General features: G+C 72.4%; 16 protein-coding genes. 6 read left to right on the forward strand and 10 right to left on the reverse strand.

Going from position 1 to position 24030, the window contains the following annotated elements:
• Positions 1 to 178 precede the first annotated feature (178 nt).
• The 8 genes from WME98_RS27250 to WME98_RS27285 form a co-directional block, all read right to left on the reverse strand.
• Complete coding sequence (locus WME98_RS27250) at positions 179 to 685, reverse strand: hypothetical protein (protein ID WP_437953934.1); 507 nt, start codon at positions 683 to 685, stop codon at positions 179 to 181.
• Positions 682 to 1623, reverse strand: a complete 942-nt coding sequence (locus tag WME98_RS27255; protein ID WP_437953935.1) for an RHS repeat domain-containing protein — start codon at positions 1621 to 1623, stop codon at positions 682 to 684. The genes WME98_RS27250 and WME98_RS27255 overlap by 4 nt, the downstream gene beginning before the upstream one ends.
• Positions 1620 to 4859, reverse strand: coding sequence for a PAAR-like domain-containing protein (locus tag WME98_RS27260; RefSeq protein ID WP_437953936.1), 3240 nt, complete (start codon positions 4857 to 4859; stop codon positions 1620 to 1622). The genes WME98_RS27255 and WME98_RS27260 overlap by 4 nt, the downstream gene beginning before the upstream one ends.
• A gap of 374 nt (positions 4860 to 5233) precedes the next feature.
• Complete coding sequence (locus WME98_RS27265; RefSeq protein WP_437953937.1) at positions 5234 to 5722, reverse strand: hypothetical protein; 489 nt, start codon at positions 5720 to 5722, stop codon at positions 5234 to 5236.
• 840 nt (positions 5723 to 6562) lie between these two features.
• Entirely contained in the window at positions 6563 to 7276 is a 714-nt protein-coding gene (locus WME98_RS27270; protein WP_437953938.1) for a hypothetical protein, read from the reverse strand.
• On the reverse strand, positions 7273 to 8256 hold the full coding sequence (locus WME98_RS27275) for an alpha/beta fold hydrolase (RefSeq protein WP_437953939.1): 984 nt from the start codon (positions 8254 to 8256) through the stop codon (positions 7273 to 7275). Before WME98_RS27275 ends, WME98_RS27270 begins: the two co-directional genes overlap by 4 nt.
• A gap of 75 nt (positions 8257 to 8331) precedes the next feature.
• A complete protein-coding gene (locus WME98_RS27280) occupies positions 8332 to 9387 on the reverse strand; it encodes an AraC family transcriptional regulator (RefSeq protein ID WP_437953940.1) in 1056 nt (351 codons plus the stop codon).
• Positions 9388 to 9488: 101 nt separating this feature from the next.
• A complete protein-coding gene (locus WME98_RS27285; RefSeq protein WP_437953941.1) occupies positions 9489 to 12686 on the reverse strand; it encodes a VWA domain-containing protein in 3198 nt (1065 codons plus the stop codon).
• 283 nt (positions 12687 to 12969) lie between these two features.
• On the opposite strand from WME98_RS27285, the gene WME98_RS27290 reads away from it, so the two are divergent.
• From WME98_RS27290 to WME98_RS27300, 3 genes are all read left to right on the forward strand, one after another.
• A complete protein-coding gene (locus WME98_RS27290; protein ID WP_437953942.1) occupies positions 12970 to 14115 on the forward strand; it encodes a serine/threonine-protein kinase in 1146 nt (381 codons plus the stop codon).
• Between the two features lie 458 nt (positions 14116 to 14573).
• The gene (locus WME98_RS27295) at positions 14574 to 15167 is read left to right on the forward strand and encodes a Uma2 family endonuclease (protein ID WP_437953943.1); all 594 of its coding nucleotides are present in this window, start codon (positions 14574 to 14576) and stop codon (positions 15165 to 15167) included.
• Positions 15168 to 15175: 8 nt separating this feature from the next.
• Positions 15176 to 15691 carry a hypothetical protein gene (locus WME98_RS27300; protein WP_437953944.1) on the forward strand — a complete coding sequence of 172 codons (516 nt, stop codon included), beginning with the start codon at positions 15176 to 15178 and terminating at the stop codon, positions 15689 to 15691.
• Positions 15692 to 15799: 108 nt separating this feature from the next.
• Here the strand turns inward: WME98_RS27300 and WME98_RS27305 are convergent, their stop codons facing one another.
• Together WME98_RS27305 and WME98_RS27310 are read right to left on the reverse strand one after the other, a co-directional pair.
• Entirely contained in the window at positions 15800 to 17905 is a 2106-nt protein-coding gene (locus WME98_RS27305; protein WP_437944633.1) for a VWA domain-containing protein, read from the reverse strand.
• 1 nt (position 17906) lies between these two features.
• The gene (locus WME98_RS27310) at positions 17907 to 18980 is read right to left on the reverse strand and encodes a DUF58 domain-containing protein (protein ID WP_437944634.1); all 1074 of its coding nucleotides are present in this window, start codon (positions 18978 to 18980) and stop codon (positions 17907 to 17909) included.
• Positions 18981 to 19142: 162 nt separating this feature from the next.
• Between WME98_RS27310 and WME98_RS27315 the strand changes: the two genes are divergently transcribed.
• From WME98_RS27315 to WME98_RS27325, 3 genes are all read left to right on the forward strand, one after another.
• Positions 19143 to 20300, forward strand: a complete 1158-nt coding sequence (locus tag WME98_RS27315) for a zinc-dependent alcohol dehydrogenase (RefSeq protein WP_437944635.1) — start codon at positions 19143 to 19145, stop codon at positions 20298 to 20300.
• A gap of 331 nt (positions 20301 to 20631) precedes the next feature.
• On the forward strand, positions 20632 to 22212 hold the full coding sequence (locus WME98_RS27320; RefSeq protein WP_437944637.1) for a hypothetical protein: 1581 nt from the start codon (positions 20632 to 20634) through the stop codon (positions 22210 to 22212).
• Between the two features lie 11 nt (positions 22213 to 22223).
• On the forward strand, positions 22224 to 23801 hold the full coding sequence (locus tag WME98_RS27325) for a vWA domain-containing protein (protein WP_437944638.1): 1578 nt from the start codon (positions 22224 to 22226) through the stop codon (positions 23799 to 23801).
• Positions 23802 to 24030: the final 229 nt, after the last annotated feature.

Genomic DNA, 24030 nt, shown 5'->3' on the forward strand with positions numbered 1-24030 from the left:
CGTGCTCACGTGACCAGGTCGACACGCTCGGGCAGCGCTGGCCGAGGCGACTCGCCCTGCCACCCCCTCGGCGCTGCTCGCCCGTGACGCGCCCGCGCTCGTCGCGCGCGAACGAGACCACCTCGCCCGCCGGCAGCAGCGCCGCGCTGAAGTCCGGTGTCCGAGTACTCGGTCGAGCCTACGAGGTTCCGACCACGCCTCCAGCTCCCTGCGCGAGGTAATCCTCTCCAGCCTCTTTGATGTCATCGTCATTGCTTTGCGCGGCGCGCTCTGCAAGCTTTCTGGCGAGAGCCGGGCTCAGCTGCGCGTAGACTTGTATCAACATGCGGTACTCTTCGTACGTGGCATCTCGAAGTATATTCTCCGCGTGGGCTTCGATGTTCTGGGTGACCCAGTCGCGAGGTAATAGCATGAGGAGCTGTATCGCTTCACCAGATAGACCATGCGCGTAGCAGCTTAATGCGAGCAGGTCGGGGAAGAGTTTCTTCTGATCTTCCTCGGAGAGGCAGCGGAATACGTCGACTGCCAGGGCTCGATCGGATGGCCTACTCAAGGCTGAGCGAACCAGCTCAACGATGGAATCCGCCTGTGTGAGCAAGGCTCGTCGAGCCTGGATGAATGCGTGATGTGCTTCAGCGAGGTTACGCCAGAGCGCTTCCTGCTCTGCGAGTTTTGAGCTTGTCATTTCTTTCCCCCGTAGCTCCACGGCAAGCTGTTGTATTTGCTCTCGAACTCCGTTGGTGTCATCGGTTCGGTAGCGACGATGGTGTGATGCGTCCTTGCGTGCGTGCCGCCGACGTCTTTGCCGTCGGCGACCACTCCCAATCCTTGGGGGAGCTTTGTGCCGGCTGGAAGTGTGTGGTAATGGCCGGTGATCGGCGCCTGGGAGGGGTCGGCGAATGTCGACGCTCCCTGTGTGACGTCCGGCTGTAGCATCTTGTTTGCGTCGGGGACCATGTCAGCCTTCTGCCCTGGCTTCGTGTTATGCCCTTCGATGCGCGGTGGTCGTGGTGTCGCCTTGTTCCCAAACGCATGCAGGTCTGTCGGGACCGTCGTCTGAGCTTTTTGGCACGGCTTTTCGTCGGTAGCAAGACCGAGGGCATCCACGACGGTTGATGGGCTTCCATCGAAGCCAAATAGATTCCTTCCGCCATGGATCCCGAGCGGATCCGGGCTGCACCAGCCGCCGGTCTCGGGATCGAAGAACCTGAACCTCGTATAGCAGAGCCCCGTCTCGTCATCGGCGTACTGCCCGAGCAGCCTGAACGGCGACTCGACGGTGGTCCTGTGGTTGAGGACGCTGATCGGATCGCGCCAGACGTCGGTGATCTTGCCCCAGGCGGAGTGGGCTGCCGACCAGGCGACGAGCCCGCGCGGGTCGAGCAGCTCCTTGGGCGTGCCGAGGTGGTCGTTGACGTAGGTGAGCACGCGCCCGTCCTGCTGCTGGAGCAGCGGCACGAAGGTCCCCGGCGCGTGGACGAACGTCCGCGCTCCGTGCTCGTTGTCGACGTCGGCCGCCAGCACATCGCCATCCCAGACGAACTCGACCCTGCGCGGCAGACCGACGACGGCCTCACGGAGCACCTCCTTGCTCACGCGCCTTCCGAAGGCGTCATAGGTCATGATGACGCGGTGCCATCGGGCAGGCGCACCTCCCTGAGCCTGTCGCGGCAGTCCCAGACGTAGCGGGTCATGTCCTGCTCGGTCGCGGCGCCGCCGCTCGGGTGGTTCTCGCGGTAGCGCGCCAGCTCGACCTTGGCGGTGCGGCGCCCGCGCGCATCGACCTCGTAGGCCGCGGTCTCGGTCCTGCGCAGCACGCCGCCGGGCTCGAGCTTCCACGACGGCTGCGTCCAGCCCTGGGGCTGCTGCGCCCGCGTCGCCGGCGCGAGCGGCCCCAGATCGTCGTTGCCCGCGAGCTCCTCGAGCATGCGCGTGATCGAGCCGGCCGGGTCGTAGGCGAACACCTCGCGCACGGTCCCCCGCTGCGCGGACAGCAGCCGGTCGACGCGGTCGTAGCGGTACGCGGTCGCGCCCCAGCGCGCGTCGTCGATGCGCTCGACACGACCGCGCGCGTCGTACAGCCACTGCCGCGCGACGAGCACCTTGGGCACGCCCGGCGCCGGCGCGGTCGCGCGCTGCTCGATGAGCCGGTCCATCGCGTCGTAGCTGCTCCGCACCGCGATCGCCGCCACCTCTCCGGCCGCGTCGCCGTCGCGCGGCGCGCCGCTCGTCCGCTGGACCTCGCGCCCGAGCACGTCGCGTTCGATCGCGACGCGGTGCCCGTCGTGCTCGACGGCGCTCAGCGCGTCGAGCGCGTCGTAGGCATACCTCGTCCTCGCCCCGTTCGGCATGACGCGCTCGATGCGCCGGCCGCGCGCGTCGTAGGCGTAGCGCACCGCCTTGTCGCCCTGCCGCTCGCACACCACGCGCCCGAGCCCGTCGCGCTCGAACCACGTCTCGACGCGCAGCCCGCTCGCCTCCTCGAGCGCGGCCCCGAGCAGCCGCCCCATCCGGTCGCGCGCGTAGCGGATCGCCCCGTCGGGCGTCTCGTCGCCGGTGAGGTTGCCCGCGCGGTCGTAGAACAGGTTGCGCCACCAGGTCCGGTCGGCCGCGAGCTCGATGCGCCCGAGCCGCCCCGAGCTCCTGTAGCCATAGCGGAGCTTGCGGCCGTCGAACGTCTCTTCCCGCGTCACCCTTCCTGCATCGTCGTAGCCGAAGACGTACTTCTCGCCCTTGGGGTTGGTGATGACGTGCAGCCGCTCCTTGCTCGTATATTCGAAGCGCCACACGCCCCCGCCCGGCTCGACGACCTGCGCCAGCACGCCCGTGCCCTGGTAGGCGAGCTGCGTGGTCTGCCCCAGCGCGTCGACGAGCCGCACCGGGTTGCCCATGCGATCGTAGGTCGCAACAGCCCTCGTCCCGTCGGGCCGATCCATGCGGATCGGCCGCCCCATCGGGTCGTACGTCACGCGCGTCGTCCGCCCCAGCGCGTCAGTCTTCGACACGGGCCTCCCCACCCCGTCGTGCGCGTACGTCGTCCGCGCGCCGCGCGCGTCGATCTCGGCGATCACGTTGTGCCGCGCGTCGTGCTCGTAGCCGAACAGCAGCCCGTCCTGCCCACCGCGGTGCGCGTACACGCCCGTGACCCGCCCGCGATCGTCGCGCGCGAACGAGACCGCCTCGCCCGTCGGCAACAGCACCGCGCTCACCTCGCCGCGTGCGTCGCGCATCACCTGGGTTACCAGCCCCTCGGGGCTGATCTCGCGCACCACGAGGTCGCCCTCGTGCTCCCACCGCGTCTCGTTGCCGAGCGCATCCATCTCCCGGACCACATTCCCGCGGGCGTCGTGCCAGGTCTGCACGCCCTCGCCGTCGCCGTTGACCTCGGCGACGAGGAGCGCGTCCCCGTCGTACGCCCGCTCCCACAGCACCGTCCCATCGGGCAGCGCCGCGCGCGTGACCAGGCCGTCGGCGTTCCAGGTGTACACCCGCGGCTCCTCGCCGCGGACCTCGGTCGTCCTCGCCCGCTCGTCGCGGCGGAGCTCCACCTCGTAGAGCCCGTCCCGCCCTCCAGCCTTCCGGCACCGGTGCCCGTGGGGATTCTCGTAGGCGTACCAGAACCGCTCGCCGTTCTTCAGCGTCGCCGCCGTCATCCGGCAGCGCGCGTCGACCTCGTACGCCTCGACGCCGCCCACGGCATCGACCGCCGCGATCAGGCACCCCGCGCGGTCGTACCGGTAGTCCACCCACTGCCAGAGCCGCCGCTCCGCCCAAAGCTCCAGGCGCGTGATCCGCCCGTCCTTCCACCGCACCCCGAGCTCCCGCCCCGCCGTATCCACGATCCGGACGAGCCGCTCTCCCTCGTAGTCCAGCCGGATCTCGTTGCCGTGCGCATCCCGGATCGCGCGCAACAGCGCCCTCGCCGATCCGCCCTCCGCCGCGAACACCCGCACCTGCCGCGACCCGAGCTCCACCACCCGGTACGCCCGCGCTCCGTCTCGGTGCAGCTCCAGCCGCTCGCGCCGGTGGAACGCGCGCTCTCCGAGCCCGACCTTCTCGAACCAGATCCACCGCCCCTGGCCGTCCCGCAGCGCGAGGACCTGCTCTCCCTCCTCAATCCATTGCTCGTAAGAAAACGCCCACCCCGGCCCGAGCGCCGCGTCGCGCTCCTCGTACCGAGATGAGCGGTAGTGCCGCGCCCATACGAGCGGGATCACCCCCGCCACCTCGATATCCGTCGCCGCGTCGACCACCGCGCCGTCCGTGACGTCGACCGGGTGCCCCTCGGTCGTGCACTGGTCCACCGGCGGCGATGACGACTTGCCCGCCGTCGCCCCCTTGTGGCTCTTCCCGCCGCCGCCGCCCCCGCCGCCGCCCGGCGTGCTCGGCTTCCTCCCGCCCGGCGCCCCCGCGCCGCCGCCGCCGCCGCCGCCGCCCCCGCCCCCGGCGCCCCCCGCCCCGCTCGCGCTCGTCCCGGCGCCGGCGGTGACCGACTTGTTCATCTGCCCCATGCTGCCGGTGATCCCGGCCATCCCCAGCTCGACGAGCACGTTCGGCGCGCCGAGCCACGGGAAGCACGGACCGCCCGTGTTGAGGCTCAACGTCTCCTTCAACGTGCCCGGCTCGTTGCCGTGACACGCCTTCATGCACCCGCCGACCGTCAGGATCTTCTTCCCTTCGATCTTCGTCCGCATCGGCGCGTCGATGACCCCTTCGGCCACCGTGCCCATCGTGGGGTAAGGAATCGGCAGCGGGCTGGGCGCCGCCGGCGTCGTGCACACGCTGACGGCCATGCCGGTCATCTGATGTCCAGAACCTTCGTGGACCGTATCCAGCCCCAGCGCCGTGACCTTGCTCATGGCAGCAGCAATTTCGCCCACGCTCTGTCGGGCATACAATCGGGACCCGCCCGACGCGGATGCGAACGCGACGCCGGCCGCGCCGGTCCTGGCGGCGAAGGACCATACGCTCCCCCCTCGCGCTCCTCGCCGGACCTCCGCGATCCTGAGGGGTTCTACGTGGTCGTGGATATGGCCCGCGATGGCTACTCCAGGACGGCGGCGTAGCGCCCGCTGGGCGTGAAGATGACGTGAGCCTGGAGCGGGGCGTTCAGCGCGCAGGAGAGAGCGCGCAGCTCCTGGGTCGCCGCTTGATCCACCTCGGTCGGCGCCGCGCGCGTTTGCCCGGGCGCGTCACGTCCGGGCGGTCCGCGCCCCGGTCGAGCAGCGGGAGCTCAGTGCTTCCCGAAGGGCCTGCTGAACCAGACGTTCGCGATCGAGCCGAGCCGCTCGACGACGAGCGCCGCCGTCGCCGTGTCTCCCCGCAGCACGAAGACACGGAAGCCGGCGATCGAGGCATCGGGCGCCCATGCGTGCAACGCCGGGCCGACCGCCGGCTCTCTCCTGAGCGCCTCGAGAGCTTGCTGCGCGAGCTCCCTCTGCTCCCGCGTGTGACAGCCGGGACGCAGCTCGACCCGGACGCGCCGTGGAACCGGGATCCGGGCCTGAATCGATGCCCAATCGTGGAAGCCCGGCTCGAAGACGACGACGATCGACCGCCGCTTCCGCTCGGGGACCACCCCGATGAACGACGGGTGGTTCGAGAGCAGGTCGTGCAGCGGCTGGTAGTCGGTCACGCGGAGCTCTGGCCATGCCATCTCGCCGACCGGGCTCGTGCTGCCGGGCGCCTGAACCTCCGGCTCGCAGTAGGGCTGCAGGTTCACGCCGGCCGCGTGGCCCTCGGTGATCTTGTGCTGCGCGCGCTGGATCGTCTCGAGGGTGACCGGGCTGAAGGCCGCTCGGTCCGCGGCGGGAGGGACACCGCTCGACCGACTTGCCGCCGGGGCCTCCGGCCTCGAGGACGACGGCGCGGCCGACGTCGAGGCCGGGGTTCCCCGTGGTTTCGCGTCGGTGGTCGCTGCATCGCCGCCGCTCCCCGGTGTACGAGCGTTGCACCCGGCCACGAGGAGGAGGGAAGCGGCGAGCGGTCGGGCCGCGGCGAGGCTGCAATCAAAAGGCAACGGTGACTCCTAGCTGAGATTCGATGTTGCCGACCGAGTGAAACCAGGTCTGGTCGAAGGAGGCCACCATCCTACGTCACAATGGAGTTGCGGAGCACCCCAGCGGGCCGGAAGCGCGGCCAGCGGGCCGGAAGCGCGGCCAGCGGGCCCGGAGCGCGGCCAGCACGCGGCGAGACGGCCAGGAATCGTGTCAGCAGGTCCGGGGAGCCGCACCAGCAGGTCCGAGGAGCCGTACCAGCAGGTCCGAGGAGCCGCACCAGCAGGTCCGAGGAGCCGTACCAGCAGGTCCGAGGAGCCGCACCAGCAGGTCCGAGGAGCCGCACCAGCAGGTTCGAGGAGCCGCACCAGCAGGTCCGAGGAGCCGTACCAGCAGATCCGAGGAGCCGCACCAGCAGGTTCGAGGAGCCGCACCAGCAGGTCCGAGGAGCCGTACCAGCGGGTGCCGGCAGGCCTCCCGGGGCTGCTGGGGAGTCGCCGGGAGGTGCTGGCGGCGTTCGGGGAGTTGCTGGCAGCCGACCTGGCCGAAGCGCGCGATCGCCTTCGCTACGGATCGATCGCTCGGGGCGGCGCCGCTGCCGGCGCTCCGAACGCGTAGGATACGCCCACTTCGGCGCGGAAGGGGACGAGCGGGGGCGGCTCGAGGCCGTGGGTCGATCGATAGCCCGCGCGCAGCCCGAGCTCGACGCTCGAGCCGATCGACAACCCGAACGCGAGGCTCGCGTCGAGGTAGCCCCCCGCGGGCGCATAAAAGCCGTCGCGAATGCCCGCGTAGGTCGCGCGCGCGCGATCGCTCGCCGCGATGTACGTGCTCAGGATCGCCGTGTACTCCACCTCCAGCGCGATGAACCAGCCGCGCTCGAAATACCCGCCCGCGAGCCCGGGGTGCGCGCCCACGCTCACGAACTGGAACGTCTGGTTGTCGCCCGTCTGCACCGGCAGCCCCAGGCGCCCGGCGAGCCCCCAGCCGCCGCGCTGCACGAGCATCGCGCGCGCCGCCGGCTCCAGACGGAAAGAGTCGAGCTCCGTCACGAGGAAGACCGGCAGCGTCAGCCCGATCTCGAGGTCGAGGCGGCGCACGAGCCGTTCCATCGGGATCGCGCGCCCGTAGGCGAGCTCCAGGGCGGGCGCGGAGTTCCAGCCGAGATTGACGTGCGTCGCGTTCTCTCGCTCCCCTTGATACCCGCTGATGGGCGCGGCCGACGCGACCGCGGAGACCGCCGTCGCGGCGATCGCCGCGGCGAGGGCGACGGCCCTCATCTCGCCCCCTCGTAGGCGCCGAGATGGGCGCGCAGGACCTCCATGACACGATCGGGGTGCTTGTTCACCCAGCCGTGGTCTGCGCCCTCGACGCGGACGAGCTCGACGTCGCAAAACAGAGGGGCGTGGCGGCGCTCTTGTTGCTCGAACCCGATGACGGTGTTGATCGTCGTTCCGATCAGGGTCACCGGCTTGCAGAATCGATCGAGGCCCGAAGAGAAATCGAAGTCCCACGCTCCGTCCGTCTTCGCCGAGCCCTGCAGGTCCCGCATCGCGCGCGCGCCCAGGCGGAACGCTTTGAAGTTGTCGGGGTCGTCCGGGTCTTCGTAATACCCTGGCTGTGACCAGCCCTGCCCCAAGGACAGGAGGAAGTCTGCGCGCGCGTCTCCGTCGGGGCTCATGGCCCATTCCGACCAACCGAGATCGTTCAGCCCCTCGGCGGTGAGGCCGAACGTGAAGAGCTCGGTCTCGTTCGCGATCGACGCGTTCAGGAAGCCCGGCTCGCTGAGGACGGCCTCTCCGACGCGGTCGGGGTGCCGCTGGATATAGAGGGCCGCGTACATGGCGCCCCACGAATGCCCGAACAGCGTGACCGGCGCGTCGGGGGAGAAGCGCTGGACGAGCTCGTGGAGATCCGCCGCGTACGTCTCGACGGTGAAGTCCGATGAAGGGACACGCTCCGAGAGACCGGTGCCTCGCTGATCCCAGTGGACGACGAAGTACCGCTCGGAGAGCGCGCCGAGGCCGAGCATGCCGCGCATGTCGCCGCCAGGGCCGCCGTGCAGCGTGATGAGGGTGGGGTTCTTCGGGTCCCCTTGCGTGCGAAGGTGAATGCGGGCGCCGTCGCGGAGGGTGAAGCGAGGGAGCGCGTCGTCCTCCGCCACCGTCCTCGGGACGAGGTTTCCAGGCGCGTCCGGATCCAGACAGCCCGAGGCGAGCACGAGGCACGCAAGACAAGAGCGGCGGGCGAAGGAGCGCATGACCGGAGCGTACGGACCCGGGCCGCCCTCGGCATTGTGCCGCCACGCCAATCGATTGTCCGGCGGCGCCTCCGGCTACGCCACGGAGCGGTCGCGGAGCTGGCCCGGCGTGCTCCCCGTCCACCGCCGGAACGCCTTGTAGAACGCGCTCACATCGGAGAAGCCCACCAGCGCGCCGATCTCCGCGAGCCCGATGGCGGGATCCTCCAGATAGCGCAGCGCGAGCTCTTCGCGGGTCTTCTCGACGAGCGCTCGGAAGGGAAAGCCGTCCTCCGAGAGGCGCCGTTGCAGCGTGCGCGCGCTCAGCCCGAGCCGCTTCGCCACGGTCGCCAGCCTGGGAGCGCCGCCGTGCAGCTCGAGGGCGAGCGCGTGCCGCGCGCGCTCCACGAGGCTCGCCTGGGCGGGGGGGAGCTTTTGCACGAGGAGGGCGGCGTGGCGATCGAGGACGGCGCAGAGCTCGGGGGCGGCCCCTTTCATCGGCGTCGCGAGCGCCGCGCGCGGGAGGACGATCGCGTCGCCGGGCGCTCGAAATCGGATCGGACAAGCGAAGATCCGGGTGTACGTCTCGAGCTCTGCGCAGCGCGGGTGACGGAACTGGATCGAGGAAGGCGACAATGGTGTGGCGGCGAGCGCGCGGAAGCGCAGGACGATGTTCGCGAAGCCGAACTCGGTCGCGACCCGGTGCGGGGCCGCGCCGGGGACGTGCTCCCGAACGAGCCGGGCCTCCTTGCGATCGACCTGAAGGACATGGCGCACGGCCGTGCTGATGACGGCGAAGTGCCGCGAGAACCTCTGGAAGGCGTCGCCCACCGTGTCGCTCGACGCGACGACGAAGTCCATCACGTCCCAGTGGCCGATCGAGAGCGCCTCCGCGGCGCGGAGCCCGACGCCCGGATCGCCGGCCCTCTCGACGACATCGTCCCAGAGCGCGATCCACCGGCGATAGGAGAGCCGGAAGTCGGGGTTGCGCAGCTCCTCCGGCGCGAGCCCGTGCGCTCGGGCGATCGAGCTCGCGTCGATCCCGGCAGCCTCTGCGGCTCCGAGCACGCTCCGCAGCGCCTTCACGCCGACGCTGAGCGTGCGCTCGCCCTCCGCCTTCACGAGCGGGTCGAGCCCCCGACGAGAGCTCACGAGGCGAGTCTGCGCGACGCTTCCCATGGATCGATGTTGCGGGATTGTAACGTCATCGGCGTTCCAGACGTGTCGATGGCGCGCCCGAAGTACAGGCCATGTCACTGGCGCCCGCGGCGGCGCGCCAGGATCTTCTCCGCGGCGGTGAGCGGCCGTCCTTCCGGCGTCGCTCCTGGCGCCCGAGCCTGGTGCGCTCCCTGTGACGGCGCGGAGCGAGGCGCCGCAGCCGACCCAGGTTGCGGCGCCGACCCAGGTTGCGGCGCCGACCCAGGTTGCGGCGCCGACCCGGGTTGCGCGGCCGACCCAGGTTGCACCGCCGCGGCCGACCCAGGTTGCACCGCCGACCCAGGTTGCGCCGTCCACCTCGCCGCCGCCCTCCCGGCCGCTCGCGCCTGCCCCCCCTCTCGCGCCGTCCTCGCCCGCTCCCGCGCCGACAGCAGCGCCCCCACCGTCTCGCCCGCGCTGGCCTCCTCCACCGCCGCTCCCGACCGCCGCGCCCGCAGCCGCTCCCCGGCCCGCGCGGCCCACGCCCACGCCGCCTCCGGCAGCGCGAGCCGCCGCGCCGCCACCGCCAGCAGCAGCGCGAGCGCCGCCAGGCCGACCAGCCCCGCCGTCGCGTCCCGGTACGCGAACCGCCTCGCCGCCCGGTCCTCGAAGATGCCCGCCAGCGTGTCGCGCCGCTTGCCCCCGGTGAACTCCGCGATCCGCCCGAGCAGCGACAGATCGCTGCCCGTCGGGCGCAGCTCCTCGCCCGCGGTCATCGCCGTCCCCGTCGTCCCCACGGCCTCCCCCGTCAGCTCGTCCCGCGCCACCGCCACGTAGGTGCCCGGCCGCGACAGCGGCAGCGTCGCCGTGTACGACCCCGCGCCAGTCGCCTCGAGCGGGAGCTCCCGCGCGAAGCCGTCCGGCCCCGCCACGTGCACGACCAGCCGGCGGAACGACTGCGCCCGCCCATCGTCGCCGATCACGCTCGCCCGCACCGACAGCTCGCCCCCCGACGCGTCCGCCTCGAGCCGCACGCGCGGATCCTCCGCCTTGCGCGCCACGTCGCGCGCCGCCTGCGCGATCATCCGCGCCGCGCCCGGCCAGCGCGTCCACGCCGCCCCCCAGCGGCCCTTCAGATCGCTCGTGAACGCCGCGGCCCGGCCGAGCCCCGCCGACCACGCCGCGAGCACCGGATCCCCCTCCGGCCCGGACAGCAGCACCGTCGACCGGCCCTTCGGGACCGTCACCACGTAACCCCCGAGCGGCGGCGCCTCGCCGAACGGCACGCCGGCCGTGATCGACGACGGCGCGCCCAGCGCCACCTGGAACGGCTCCTCCACGATCGCGCTCCGCGCCGCGAGGATCGTCTCCTGCGTGAACACCGCCGGCAGCCGCCCCGCGTCCTCCACCAGGTAGAACCGGCCGCCGCCGAGGCGCGACAGCGCCTCCAGCTCCGGCACGTCGGAGCCCTGGCCCAGCGCCACGACGCTCGTCGTGATCCCGCGGCGCATCGCCGCCCCCACCATCGCGCGGCACGGCCCCATGTTCTCCGCGTCCGACCCGTCGGCGAAGAGCAGCACGTGCTTCAGGTTCGTGGCCTCCCGGTCGAGCGCCCGGTACGCCGCGTCGAGCGTGATGTCGACGTAGATCCCGCCGCCGCCCGGCCCCACCGCGCGGATCGCCCTGTCGATCGCCGCCTTGTCCGCCACCGGCCCGAGCGGCACGCTCCACCGCACCGCCGTGTCGACGTGCGCGACGCCGAGCCGGTCGCCGGGGCCGAGCAGCGACGCCGACCGCGCGGCGGCCTCGTTGGCGAGCTCGAGCTTCGTGTGCGCGCCGGCGCTCGCCGCCATCGAGCCGGAGATGTCGATGCCGATCACCTCGGCCAGGCTCGCCCGCCGGCGCTCCTGCTTCAGGTCGAACGAGACGGGGGAGACCTCCTCGAGCGGCGTCCGCGCGTAGCCGCCCGGCCCCATGCTCCGGTCGCCGCCCATCAGGATCAGGCCGCCGCCGAGGTCGCGCACGTAGCTCGCGAGCGCCTCGATCTGGCTCGGCGACAGGTCCGCCGCGCGGAGGTCGCTGAGCACCACCACGTCGTAGCCGGCGAGCTCCCCGAGGTCGGTCGGGACGCGGTCGAGGCCCCCCTCGTCCACCCGGAACGCGCCGTCCGCGAGCGCCCGCGCGATGAACGCGCCCTGCCCGGCGTCGCCCTCCAGCACGAGCGCGGCCGCCGCCCCGCGCACGCGCAGGAACGCGCTCGCCGCGTTGTCCTCGGCGGCCTCGTCGAGCCGCGGATCCTTCGCGGTGACCTCGACGTCGTAGCGGTGCAGCCCCGGCCCCGGCGCCTTCTCGCGGATGCGCAGCACGTCCTCCCCGGCGGCGATCGAGGCGTCGGCGCGGGCGATGAGCTCGCCGTCGCGGCGCAGGCGGATCTCGACCTCGGCCGGCGACGGCGACGAGGTGACGAGCCGCAGATCGAGCGCCTCGCCCTCGTCGGCCCGCGCGGGCGCGCGGAGGGCGACCACGCGGACGTCGGGGACCAGGCGCTGCTCCAGCGGGAGCACGTCGATCGGCAGGCCGGCGGCGACGGCGGCCGCGGCCGCGGCCATCGTGTCGCCGCGGGTGGCGACCCCGTCGGTCAGCAGCACGACGCGCGCCGCGGAGTCCGGCGGCACCTCGGCGAGGGCGCGCCGGATGCCCGCGGCGAGGTCCGTCCCGTCGCGGCCGAGCGCGACCCGCTGCGGCGCGGGGAGCTGCGAGCGCGGGCGCGGCGGATCCTCGGTGGCGGCGCCGGCGGCGAACGCGATGGTGGCGATCCGGTCGTCGTCGCGCATGCCGAGCTCGGCGACGGAGAGCTCCTGCGCGACGCGCTTGTCGGCGTTCGGCACGAGGTCGATCGAGCGGCTGCGATCGATCGCGAGCAGGACGGTGAGCCGGTCGAGTGGTCGGCCAATCTCTGGGCCGGCCACGGCCATGGCCGCGGCGAACGCCGCGAAGGGCGTAAGGAGATCCCCGAATCGCGTGCGCCACGCTCCCTGCCTGCGGGCGTACGGCGACGCGAGCGCGAGCGCGAGGTACCGGAGCGCGACGAACGACGTGGCGCCCGCCGCGAGCAGCGCGCCCCAGGGCCGCGCGAGCCGGAGCTGCGCGCCCGAGAGCAGCCCGCACCAGACAAGCCCCACGTAGAGCGCCGGAAGCGCGCCCGCGAGCATCCAGGCGAGCAGGATCGGGCGGCGGAGCGCGCCCTGTCGGAGGGCGAGGCGGAGCAGCGCGGCGAAGAGGAGCGCGCCGGCCAGCGTGGCGACATGGGGCAAGGCGCGCAGCGCGGCCGCCGGGATCAGGGAGGCCTCCGTTCGGTCCGCATGCGGTCGTGCCGCAGTAAATCATCTTTGCGGCGCTCCGGGGATGCCGCTTCGGCGGGTGTGGCCGAGTGCCCCATCGGGGCAGTCGTGCGGCGTCCCTGTCGGTTTCGAGCGGGTTACGGGCGGCATTTGGGCCCCGCCTGTTCACATTTCCATGTTTGTCAAAGATGGCACGTTGTCTGCTTCAGCGCGGGCACGGTGCGGCGGGGCCGCGCAGCAGGGGGCAGGAGAGATCATGTCGCGCATCGAGACCACGGACGCCTGGAGCACCTCGAACGACAGCTCATGGGACCTCGACGAGGGGTTCGGTGAGGCCCCGTGCAGCGTGCACTACCAGGAGGGGGATCTCGTCGCGGGCAAGTACCGGCTGGTGCGCAAGATCGGCGAGGGGGCGATGGGCACGGTCTGGGTCGCGACCAACGTCGTGGTCGGATCGGAGGTCGCGATCAAGCTGATGCGGCCCGAGCTCCGGTCGGCGGAGCTGAACGAGTATTTCCTCCGCGAGGCGCGCGCCGCAGGAAGGCTGAACCACGCGGAGATCGTCCGGATCTTCGACCTCGGCGAGACGGCCGAGGGCGATCCGTACCTGGTGATGGAGCTCATCGAGGGCGAGTCGCTGAGGAGCGTGCTGGCGCGCGAGGGGGGGATGGCGCCGGAGCGGGCGATCGCGCTCTTGTTGCCGGTCGCGGCCGCGATGCACGCGGTGCACGAGAAGGGGGTCGTCCACCGCGATCTCAAGCCGGACAACGTGATGCTGGTGCGCCGCGGCGGCGGCCGGCTGCAGCCGAAGGTCGTCGATTTCGGCGTGGCGAAGCTCGTCGCCGAGCGCGAGGAGGGGCAGTCGACGGGGGGCCTCGAGGTGTTCGGGACCCCGGACTACATGCCGCCGGAGCAGGCGCTCGCCGTCCCCGACGTCGATCGCCGGGCCGACGTCTGGTCGTTCTGCGCGATGCTGTACGAGCTGCTCTCGGGGCGGCCGCCGTTCTCGTCGAAGAACGCGCTGGACGGCCTGCGCGCGGTCCTGCAGGACGCGGTGCCGTCGCTGGTCGACGCGTGCGGCCTCGACGCGGATCTCTGGGCGATCGTGGAGCGCGGGCTGCAGAAGGAGCCGTCGCTGCGCTGGTCGAGCATGCGCGAGCTCGGCGAGGCGCTCGCCGCGTGGCTGAGGGCGCGGGGCGTCCGGGAGGACGTGCGGGGCGTGTCGCTCGAGGGCGAGTGGCTCCCGCGCGAGGAGGCCTGCGCGCCCGTGAGTTGTGGCGTAACGCCACGCCTTTCATGGTTGGAAGAGCGCGGCCGGCCAAGCCGCCGGTGGTCGTCGCGCCGCCGGGGGCACCGGCTGCACCGGGGGCGGCCTCACGCGGAGCAGGCGGCTTGCCCGTGAGGGCGGCGGACGCTGAGGAGCGGTCCGGGCTCGGCGGAGGCGGGCGGTGGTGAGTGCGCTGCGGGCCGGCGGAAGCGCGGCACCGCGGAGGATGGCTCGACCTCGCCACGTCCTCCAAGGACACTTGAAGTGCGCCTCTGGATCGATACCAACGCGGCACGCAACCCCCGTGGAGGACGACGCTGCATCGCGGATCATCACCCAGGACGAGGGCGAGGAATGGCGGTGGCTTCGCGAGGCCGAGCCGAGTCGCGCCCTGCGCTGGGACGAGGCTGTCACCTGCCTCCAGAGCCTTCCCGCAGCAGAGCCATCGCCTGGCCGAAGCGCGTAGGCGCTGCGCCGGGCGCGCCGTCAAGGCGGGCGTTCCGGCCAGACGGCCGGCGCTCGCTCGGCTGTACCGCGCTCTCGGGAGCCCAGCCACCGCTGCCGCCGCGAGGTATGCTCGCGAGAGGTCGCGCATGAACCTCGCCGACAAACTCGTCCAGCCCGCCACGCTCGCCGACCTCGACGAGCTTCCGCCCGACTGGCGGGGCGAGATCATCGACGGCACGCTGTACGCCTTTCCACGCCCGCGCTTCGTTCACGCGAACATCGAGGGCCTGATCACGGCCGACCTGAAGAACCCTTACCAGCGAGGCAAGGGCGGACCGGGCGGGTGGTGGATCCTCCCCGAGCCGGGCATCCAGCTCGATCGCGCGCCCGAGATCTCGCCCGATGTCGCAGGCTGGCGCCGGGCGCGCATGCCGAGGCCCCCGCGGACCGGGGAGCCCATCCGGCTCGTTCCTGACTGGGCCTGCGAGATCCTCTCGCCGCGCACGGCGGGCTACGACAACCTCGTCAAGCGCCGCTTCTATGCTGAGATCGGCGTGCCTCACCTCTGGTACGTGGATCCCGTCCGGCGGACGCTGCTGGTCAGCCAGCTCGAGAACGGGCGGTGGATCGAGCTGGGGCTCCACGGTCAAGACGAGAAGGTGCGCGCGGCGCCGTTCGAGGACGTGGAGATCGACCTGGCCGAGTGGTGGGAGGGGCTCGGCGAGGACGATGAGGCCTAGAACACCGCATGACCAGGATAGAGGCGTTTGTTCCGACAGCGATGCTCTTTCAGATGATCGCCGACGTCGCTCGTCCTCACAAGGCGCGTCTCGTGCTCCAGCGTTTCGAGACCGCTCATCATGGCGCGGCGCTCTCCGTCGTCGAAGCAACCCCCCTCGCGGCTGACGAGTACTTGTGCGGCGGCTATGAGGTTGTGTATCTGGCGCTGCGGAAGGTGCCCGCGAGCGAGCAGGACTGGAGCTTCGTCGACCGTGAGGCCGCAGATCTGCTCGAGTTCGCCGGCGCGCGTCAGCGCGGTGAGGATCTCGAGCAGGTCACGATCCGCCCTTTGGCCAGGAAGACCAACGTGGCCAGGTTGTTCGCCGCGACGAAGGCGGCCATCGCGGCCGCCTGCAAACAAGGGGTGACGCTCAACGGTCAGCTCTACCCGAAGATCTTCTACGCGAAGGAGCTCGAGGCTCGAAGATCTCGGTTGTGGGTCGATATCGAGACCAAGACCATATCAGCCAGGGTGGTCGGGTAGGAGCCTGGCTCCCGCGGGACGTCGGGCCGGGGAGCGAGCCGCCATGCGCCTTCGCGCCGCTGCGTTGCAAGGACGCAAGAAATAGCTCCTCGCCTTTGCGCCTTTGCGTTAAATTCTCGCTCTTTCTTCCACTTTTGACCCGTCTGTCGCTTCAGGCGGCAGCGCTGTCGTGCCCTGCAGTCGCCGCGGCACGCGCGTGAAGTACCAGACGTCGAACACCACGAACGCGAGCGCCGCGAGCGCCACGAGCCAGGTCCACTCGGTGTGGGCGTCCGGCTCCCCCGCCGCGCTGGAGACCGCGACCTCGCCGCCGCCCTCCGCGACGAGCGGCTTCGGCGTGAGATCGCTCTCGGCGACGCTCGTGAGGTTCGCCGGCACGACGACCGACCCCGCCTGCGGCCCCTGCCAGGCGAGGCGGTAGAGCCCGGCGCGCGGCGTCTCGGCGACCACCGCCACGCCGGCGCGCTGCGCCACGTCGAGCCGCTTGCCGGCGGGGCCGATCGCCTGGAGGTCCCGCGCCGTCGCCGGGACGCTCACGCGCAGCGGCTCGCCGGTGCGCGCCGGGCCGGTGATGCCGTGCGCGCGGTGGGCCCGCGCCTGCTCGAGCAGGTTGCGCACGAAGAGCACGAAGGACGCCTTGAGCGGCCAGTCGCTCTCGCCCACGTCGAAGCCGAGCAGCGTGCCCGTCCGCGACGAGGTGGAGATGTCGGTCGCGATCGTGCCCTCCTGGGCGCGGATCAGCGCCCGCGCCGCCGCCTCCGGGGTGAGGGACGAGGCGGCGCGCAGGTGCACGCCGTCCAGCGTGAGGAAGCGCAGCCGCGGATCGGCCGTGTCCCAGGACGTGAGCGTGGGGCGCTCGAGCGCCGGCCCGACGAGCGTGCCGAAGCAGCGCCCGGGCGGCGGGTTCACGATCAGCAGATCGCCGCCCGGCGGGTCGGGCGGGCAGGCGCCGTCGATCACCACGAACGTGTCGGGATCGAGCCCGGGCGCGCCCAGGAGATCCGCGAGCCCGCCCGAGGTGACCGAGGTCATCGGGTCGGACGCGAGCGCCCGCTCGAGCCAGGCGGAGCCGCCGGACGCCGTCCCCGGCTGCGCGCCCGCCCCCGGCTGCGCGCCCGCGCCCGGATCGCCCCGGCCCGCGCCGGCCGACGCGAGGAAGACCGGGAGCCTGTCGCCGGCCGGCACGCGGCCGTAGGCGACATCGTCGAGCGGCATCGCGTCGCGCGGCGAGAGCTCGAAGACGAGCCCCTTGCGGTAGTCGCCGGGCGACGGGCGGAACGTGAGCACGACCGGCAGGCGCTCGCCCGGCTTCACCAGCACGCGCCGCGAGCCGAGCACGTCGAGCGCGCTGTCCTGCCGCATCGTCACGTAGACGTCGCGCGGCTGCGCCCCGAAGTTCGCGACCACGAGGAAGGCCTGCACCTCCTCGCTGGCCTCCGGCGGCTCGCCGCTCGCGCTGCCGGCGCTGCCGGAGCGCACGTCGACGCGGACGATGGCGGCGTTGTCGATCGGGTCGCCGACGGTGATGACGTCGAGCGGGAGCGACACCCCGCGCAGCGCGCCGGGGCGGGCCAGGTTGCCGTCGGTGATCACCACGATCCGGCGGGCGCCGCCGAGCTGGCGGAGCCGGTCGACCGCGAGCGCGACCGCGGCGCCGAGATCGCCCTCGACGTCGCGCGCGGCGACGGGATCGATCGCCGCCCTGAGCCGGACGAGATCGCGATCGAGCGCCGCGACGAGCCGCGCGTCGCGCCCCGCCTCGAGGATCAGCGCGTCGCTGCCCGGGGTGAGGCCGGAGAGGAGATCCCTGGCGAGCTGCTTGGCGAGCTCGATGCGCGTCGTCGCCTCGCCCGACGGGCCCCGCGCGGCCGCGGACATCGAGGCGCTCGCGTCGAGGATGATCGCCACGTGATCGCCGGTGAGCTCGCGCCCGCGCGAGGCGGGGCGGGCGAGGGCGAGCGCGAGCAGCGCGAGCGCGAGCGCCTGCAGAAGGAGCGGCAGCTGGGCGAGGAGCCTCCGGAAGGGCGCGCGCGCCATGAGGTCGCGCTGCGCGGCGGCCCAGAGCCACGTCGAGGGGACGCGGCGGCGGCTCCGCTTGATCTTGAGGATGTAGAGGAGGACGAGCGGGCCGAGCAGCGCGAGCAGCCACAGGCCGCTCGGGGAGAGCAGCGCGAGCGGGGCCCCCGCGGAGGCCTGGGCGAGCGGCGCGGCCACGTCAGTCGACGCTCCTCGCGACGAAGCGGCGGACGGCGCCCTCGAGCGGCTCGTCGCTCCGCGCCCGCACGTACGTCGCCCCGTGCCGGCGAGCCCAGCCGCGCAGCGCCTCGCAGAGCCCGGCGAAGCGCGCCGCGTAGGCGGAGAGGGCCGCGGCGTCCATGGTGACGTCGATGAGCGCCCCGGTCTCGGCGTCCTCGAGCGTCAGGTCCCCCTCGAAGCTCGGCGCGAGCTCCTCGGCGGCGACGACCTGGAGGAGCGCGACGTCGTGGCCGGCCTGCGCCGCGCGGCCGAGCGCGGCGGTGACCGGGCCGGGATCGAAGAAATCGGAGACGACGCAGAGCAGGCCCGGCCGGGCGCTCCGCCGCACGACGGCGTCGATGGCCCGGGCGAGGTGCGTCCCGCCGGCCGCCTTCACGCCGTCGAGCGCGCGGAGGAGCGCGGCCAGCCCGGCGCGCCCGCGCACGGGCGCGTGCTCGCGGGCGATGCCGTCGCCCGCCACGAAGAGCTGCGCGCGCTCGGAGCGCGCGAGCGACATGTAGCCGACCGCGGCCGCGAGCCGCCGGGCGGCGTCGAGCTTCGTGGGCTCCCCGAAATCGAGCGACGCCGACGCGTCGCACACGAGCCGGGCGATGACGTCCTCCTCGGCGCGGAACAGCTTGAGCACCGGCTCGCCGGTGCGGGCGTAGGCGGCCCAGTCGATGCGCCGCAGGTCGTCGCCGGGCGCGTAGGCCCGGTGCTCCTTGAACTCGGCCGATCCGCCGCGGCGCCGCGCGAGGTGCTCGCCGGCGCCCCCGGAGCGGGCGCGGATCTCGAGCCGCCGCTGCAGGACCTCGAGCTCGCGGACGAAGCTCGCGCCGAGGAGCGGCGCGGAACCGGGACCGGAACCGGAACCGGAAGAGGACGAGGGGAGCATCGGAGACGAGTAGACCTCGTCGCCGGCGAAGGGGCCAGCGGCGTCGCGGAGGAACGGCGGCCCGCGCGCGCGCGGCGTCGACGAGGGCGGCGGGCGGCCCGGCCCGCTGCCGCCGGGCGGCTCCGAGACAAAGCGCCACCCTGGGGCACCGCGCCACATTCGGATTCTCCGCAGCCCTCCAGATTCCGTCCTCGGGCGCGCATTCCCGCCGTGGCTCGCTTTATGCGACCCAGCGCTCGTGTCCAGCTGTTCGTGCGTGGGCTCGACCGGGTAGAGCCGTCGATCGCCCTGTACCGAGGGTTCACCAGAGGAGGAGGCATCGTGAAGGCGCTTGTTTTCCACAAACCTTCCGACGTCCGCGTCGAAGACGTTCCGGATCCCAGCATCAAAGAGCCCACCGACGCCATCGTGCGCGTCACCGCGACCGCGATCTGCGGCTCCGATCTCCATATCTACAACGGCTTCTTTCCGCAGGCGCGGCCCATGGTGCTCGGCCACGAGTTCATGGGCGTCGTCGAGGAGACCGGCCCGCAGGTCACGAAGCTGAAGAAGGGTGATCGCGTCATCGTCCCGTTCCCCATCGCGTGCGGACACTGCTTCTTCTGTCAGGCGGAGCTCCCGGGCCACTGCGAGCGATCGAACCCCAAGCACTATGGCCCCGAGGGCGGCGTGATCGAGAGCAAGGGCGGCGCCCTGTTCGGGTATACGGATATCTACGGCGGTTACGACGGCGGGCAGGCCGAGCTCGTGCGCGTCCCGTACGCCGATTTCGGGCCGCGGAAGGTGCCCGAGGGGCTCACCGACGAGCAGGTCCTCTTCACGACCGACGTCCTGCCCACCGGGTGGACGGCGATCGAGTGGGCCGAGCTCAAGGGCGGAGAGACGGTCGCGGTGTTCGGGTGCGGGCCGGTCGGGCTCGCGACCATGAAGATCGCCTGGCTGCGCGGCGCCGGGCGCGTCATCGGCGTCGATCGCGAGGAGTACCGCCTGAAGAAGGCCCGCGACGTCGCCCAGGCCGAGACGATCAACATCGACAAGGTCGACGTCGTCGAGGCGATCCGCTCGATGACGGACGGGCGCGGCGCGGACGTGTGCGTCGACGCGGTCGGGATGGAGGCGCACCGCACCGTCCTCGAGAAGGCCGCCAACGTGCTTCACGGCCAGGTCGGGACGATATCGACCCTGAAGCTCGCCTTCAGCGCCGTGCGCCGCGGCGGGGTCGTGCCGATCGTGGGCGTCTACGGCGTGCCGTACGACAACTTCCCGCTGGGCCAGTTCTTCGACAAGGGCCTCAGGATGAGGGCCGGCCAGGCCCCGGCGCACAACTTCGTCGATCAGATCATGCGGCACATCCAGGAGGGCCACCTCCGCGCGGACGACATCATCACCCACCGCCTGCCGCTCTCGCGCGCCCCGCATGGCTACGAGGTCTTCAACAAGAAGCTCGAAGACTGCGTCAAGGTCGTCCTCACGCCCTGACCCGGACTCCCCCGCTCTCCGCGCGCCCGCCGCGCTGCGCCGCCGCCCCGCCGCCGGCGCGGTCGCTCCCCGAGCTCACCCCGACGACGCTCGCCCGTCGGCGCGACCCGAGGCCGCGGCCCCGGGCGCCCCGGCGCCCGCGCCGCGCGGCGCGCAGCCCGGCTGCCTGACATCCGCGTCAGGGGGCGCGCCGGGGAGTAGACGCATAAGCGATTGATTTCATGAATATTTTTGTAGGGTATGGCCCTTGCTTTGGGCCGGTCCTCGGCAAGCCCCTCGTTCGCTTGCTTGGCCACCGTGCTGGCCCTCATCGCACGGAAGGACAGCCCCGATGCCTCGAGATCTGCGCTCGTATCGATCGCTCCTTCACCCTTTATGGATAGGAGCCCTGGCGCTCCTCGTCCTGAACGATCACGCCCTCAAGGGGTCTGGCCTGCTCCCCGGGTGGGCGACCGGAAAGCTCAGCGACTTCGCGGGTCTCCTGGTCGCGCCCGCGGTCCTCGCCTCGCTGCTCGGCCTCACCTCGCGCCGCGGCTTCCTCGGGGCGCACGTCGCCACGGGCGCTGTCTTCTCGGCCATCAAGCTCGCTCCGGAGGCCGCCCGCGCGGTCGAGGCGCTCATGGCGCTCACGCCGCTCCCGTGGCGCATCACCGTCGACCCGACCGACCTCATCGCCCTTCCGATGCTCGTCGTCTCGTACCGCGTGCTCGGCGAGGCCGCGCGGCGGCCCGAGCCCGCGCAGCGCCCGATCGCGCGAAGGCTCGCGCTGATGGCGGGCAGCCTCGCGTGCGTGGCCACGAGCTCCCCGCACGAGCCGTGCGGCGGCGACGAGGACCCGGGGTGTGATCCGTGGGCGCCGCCGCCGCCGCAGGAGGTCGCGTCGCTCCTGATCGGCAACGCGACCGAGACCGAGCAGCTCCTCCGCGTGCGCCGGCTCCGCGGGTCGGCGCGGGTCGACTGCAGCGTCATGCTCGCCGATCCGGAGGGGGCCCTCTCGCGCGATCTGTTCGAGAACGCCGAGACCTGGCTCATCGCGCCCGGCCGCGCGCTCCCGCTCGACAACGCGGGGTGCGACGCCTACCTGATCGACGCCGACGGGCTGCCGCTCACGCTGCTCGCGTGGTCGGCGGAGCAATTCCCGGAGGATCTCCTCGTCACCACGACGGACAACTCGCTGCCCGGCCGGATGATCGCGCTGCAGCGCGACGGGGCCCGGCTCGCGCTCGCCGAGCACCCGGCGGTGTTCGACGCGCCGCCCGCCGAGCGCCGGCTGCCCGCGGAGGCGTGCGGCGTCTCGGTGAAAGGGAGCCGGCTCGACTGGACCGTGCCCGTCTCCGAGACGGCGGTCCTCACCGGCATCATGTCGTCCCCGGACGGGTGCCACGCCCTCGCGCTCGATCGCGGCGAGATCTTCTTCCTCTGCGCTCCCGCCGAGGCGATCCCGTTCAGCGCGGGCGACCTCCTCCACCTGAGCCCGGTCGAGATCGACGGCGGCGTCTACCCGGAGCGCCCCGAGAACGAGCGGGCGTTCGCGCGCGGCATCCACATCGAGAGCGAGACGCACGCCGTGCTCGTGCTGCGCGGCAACGTGCTCGCCCGCGGATCGATGATCGGCCGGCAGCCGCCGGTCGATTTCCGGGCCGAGCTCACCCCGCTCAAGGGCTGCCGCGGGTTCCACGACGCGTGCGGCAGCCTCGTCGAGCCGCTCGAGGTGTCGCTCCTCGGCGACGGCGTCTCCGGCGTCGTCTCGCTGCGCGCCGGAGAGAGCGCCGCGCTCGCGGAGGGCGCCGAGACGCTCCTCGTCGTGCGCGCCGAGGACATGCCCGTCCGCAACGCGGACTGCTTCACCGCCCCCATCGATCAACCCCGCCTGCTCGAGTCGATCTGGATCGCCGCCGCGCCGGCGCCCTAGGAGGTCACGCCATGAAGCTTCGAATCCATCCTCTCCTCGCGCTCTGCGCCGCCGCGGCGCTCGGCGCGCTCGGCTGCAGCAGCGACGACGCGAGCGACTCCGGCGGCTTCGCCGATCCGATCGCGCCGGGGACCCCGCCGGGCAGCGTGGGCGTCTCCCAGGGCGGCTCGCAGGACTTCGGCCTGTTCCGCCAGATCCTCGAGGACGGCGAGATCCCCGGGCCGGACACGCTCGACGACGTCGGCTTCTTCGCCGAGCACAAGCTCGACTACCCCGCCGCGACCTGCGGCGACGACGTGTGCATGCACGGCCTGCTCGGGATCATGGGCAACATGATCAGCGGCTCGCCCTGCACGCTCATCCAGGTCGGGATGAACTCGCCCGTGGATCTCGGCGCGCTCGAGCGGCCGCCGCTGCACCTCGTCATCGCGGTCGACACGAGCGCCTCGATGACGGGCGACCCGATCGACTACCTGAAGGCGGGGCTCGTCGAGATGATCGACGCGCTCGGGCCGACCGACCGGATCTCGCTCGTCCGCTACTCGAACACCGCCGAGGTCGTCCTGGAGCACGCGGAGGGCTCGGACCGAGAAGCGCTCGCCGAGGCGTTCGAGGGGCTCGTCGCGGCCGGGTCGACCAACCTGTACGAGGGGCTCTTCACCGCGTTCGCGGTCGCGGAGCGGCACCTCGATCCGGGCTGGCAGAACCGCGTGATCTTCCTGTCCGACGGCGTGGCCACCGCGGGGCTCACCTCCCCGGAGCGGCTCGTCTCGCTCGCGCGCGGGTACGCGGAGATGGGGATCGGCGTCACGGCCGTCGGCGTCGGCGCCGAGTTCGACGTCGACGCGATGCGCGGGATCAGCCAGGTCGGCGCGGGCAACTTCTACTTCCTCGAGGACCCGACGGCGGTGGAGGAGGTCTTCACGGAGGAGGTGAAGACGTTCCTCGTGCCCCTGGCGCTCGACGTCGAGCTCGACGTCGCCGTGGGCGACGGCTACGTCGTGCGCGGCGTCTACGGCACGAACGGCTGGCAGGGCGGCGAGCGCGGCGGGGCCGTGAACATCCCGAGCCTCTTCCTCGCCGGCCGGACCAGCGCCGCGGAGCCCGTCGGCTCCGGCCGGCGCGGCGGCGGCGGCGCCATCCTGATCGAGCTCGTGCCGAACCCCGAGCAGCAAGGCGTCGAAGACCCGCGCGCGGTGGGCTCCCTCGCGCTGTCGTGGAGGCACCCGCTGACCGGCGAGATCCACGCGCAAGAGGTGGAGATCGAGGCGCCGAGCACGCCCGATGCGCCGCCCGAGGGCGGCTATTTCTCCGGCGATACCGTCGAGAAGGGCTTCGTGATGCTGAACCTCTACGCCGGCTTCAAGCTCGCCGCCCAGCTCGCCGCCGACGCCGACCCCCGCACCGCGCGGCGCACGCTCGAGGCGCTGCGCCCGAACGTCGAGGCGTGGCTCGAGGAGCACCCGGACCCGGACGTCGAGGACGACCTGCGCTACGTCGAGCTGTTCATCGAGAACCTCATCACGGCGGAGGCGAGCGTGCAGCCCTACACGCCGGCCGAGCCGCCGAACCCCTGGCCCGCCGATTGATTCCGCGCTCCTCCCGCGAGGTCGCCGCGTCGGAGAACGCGCCGCGGCGGCCTCGCGGGATGGCCGAACCGTCGCCCGGCATTCACATGGAGCCCATCAACTGGCGTTCACAGGCGCGCCCGATGTCCTGAAGGCGTCCTGAAACCGACGCGCACCGACGCGCGCCGACGCGCCCTGAGACGCTCCCCACGCCGCGGGCCCGAGCCGCGCAAATAGCGCTTCCCTGACG

Origin of the sequence: Sorangium sp. So ce296 (assembly GCF_051529605.1) — a bacterium.
In the GTDB taxonomy this organism is placed as follows: Bacteria; Myxococcota_A; Polyangia; order Polyangiales; family Polyangiaceae; genus Sorangium; species Sorangium cellulosum_D.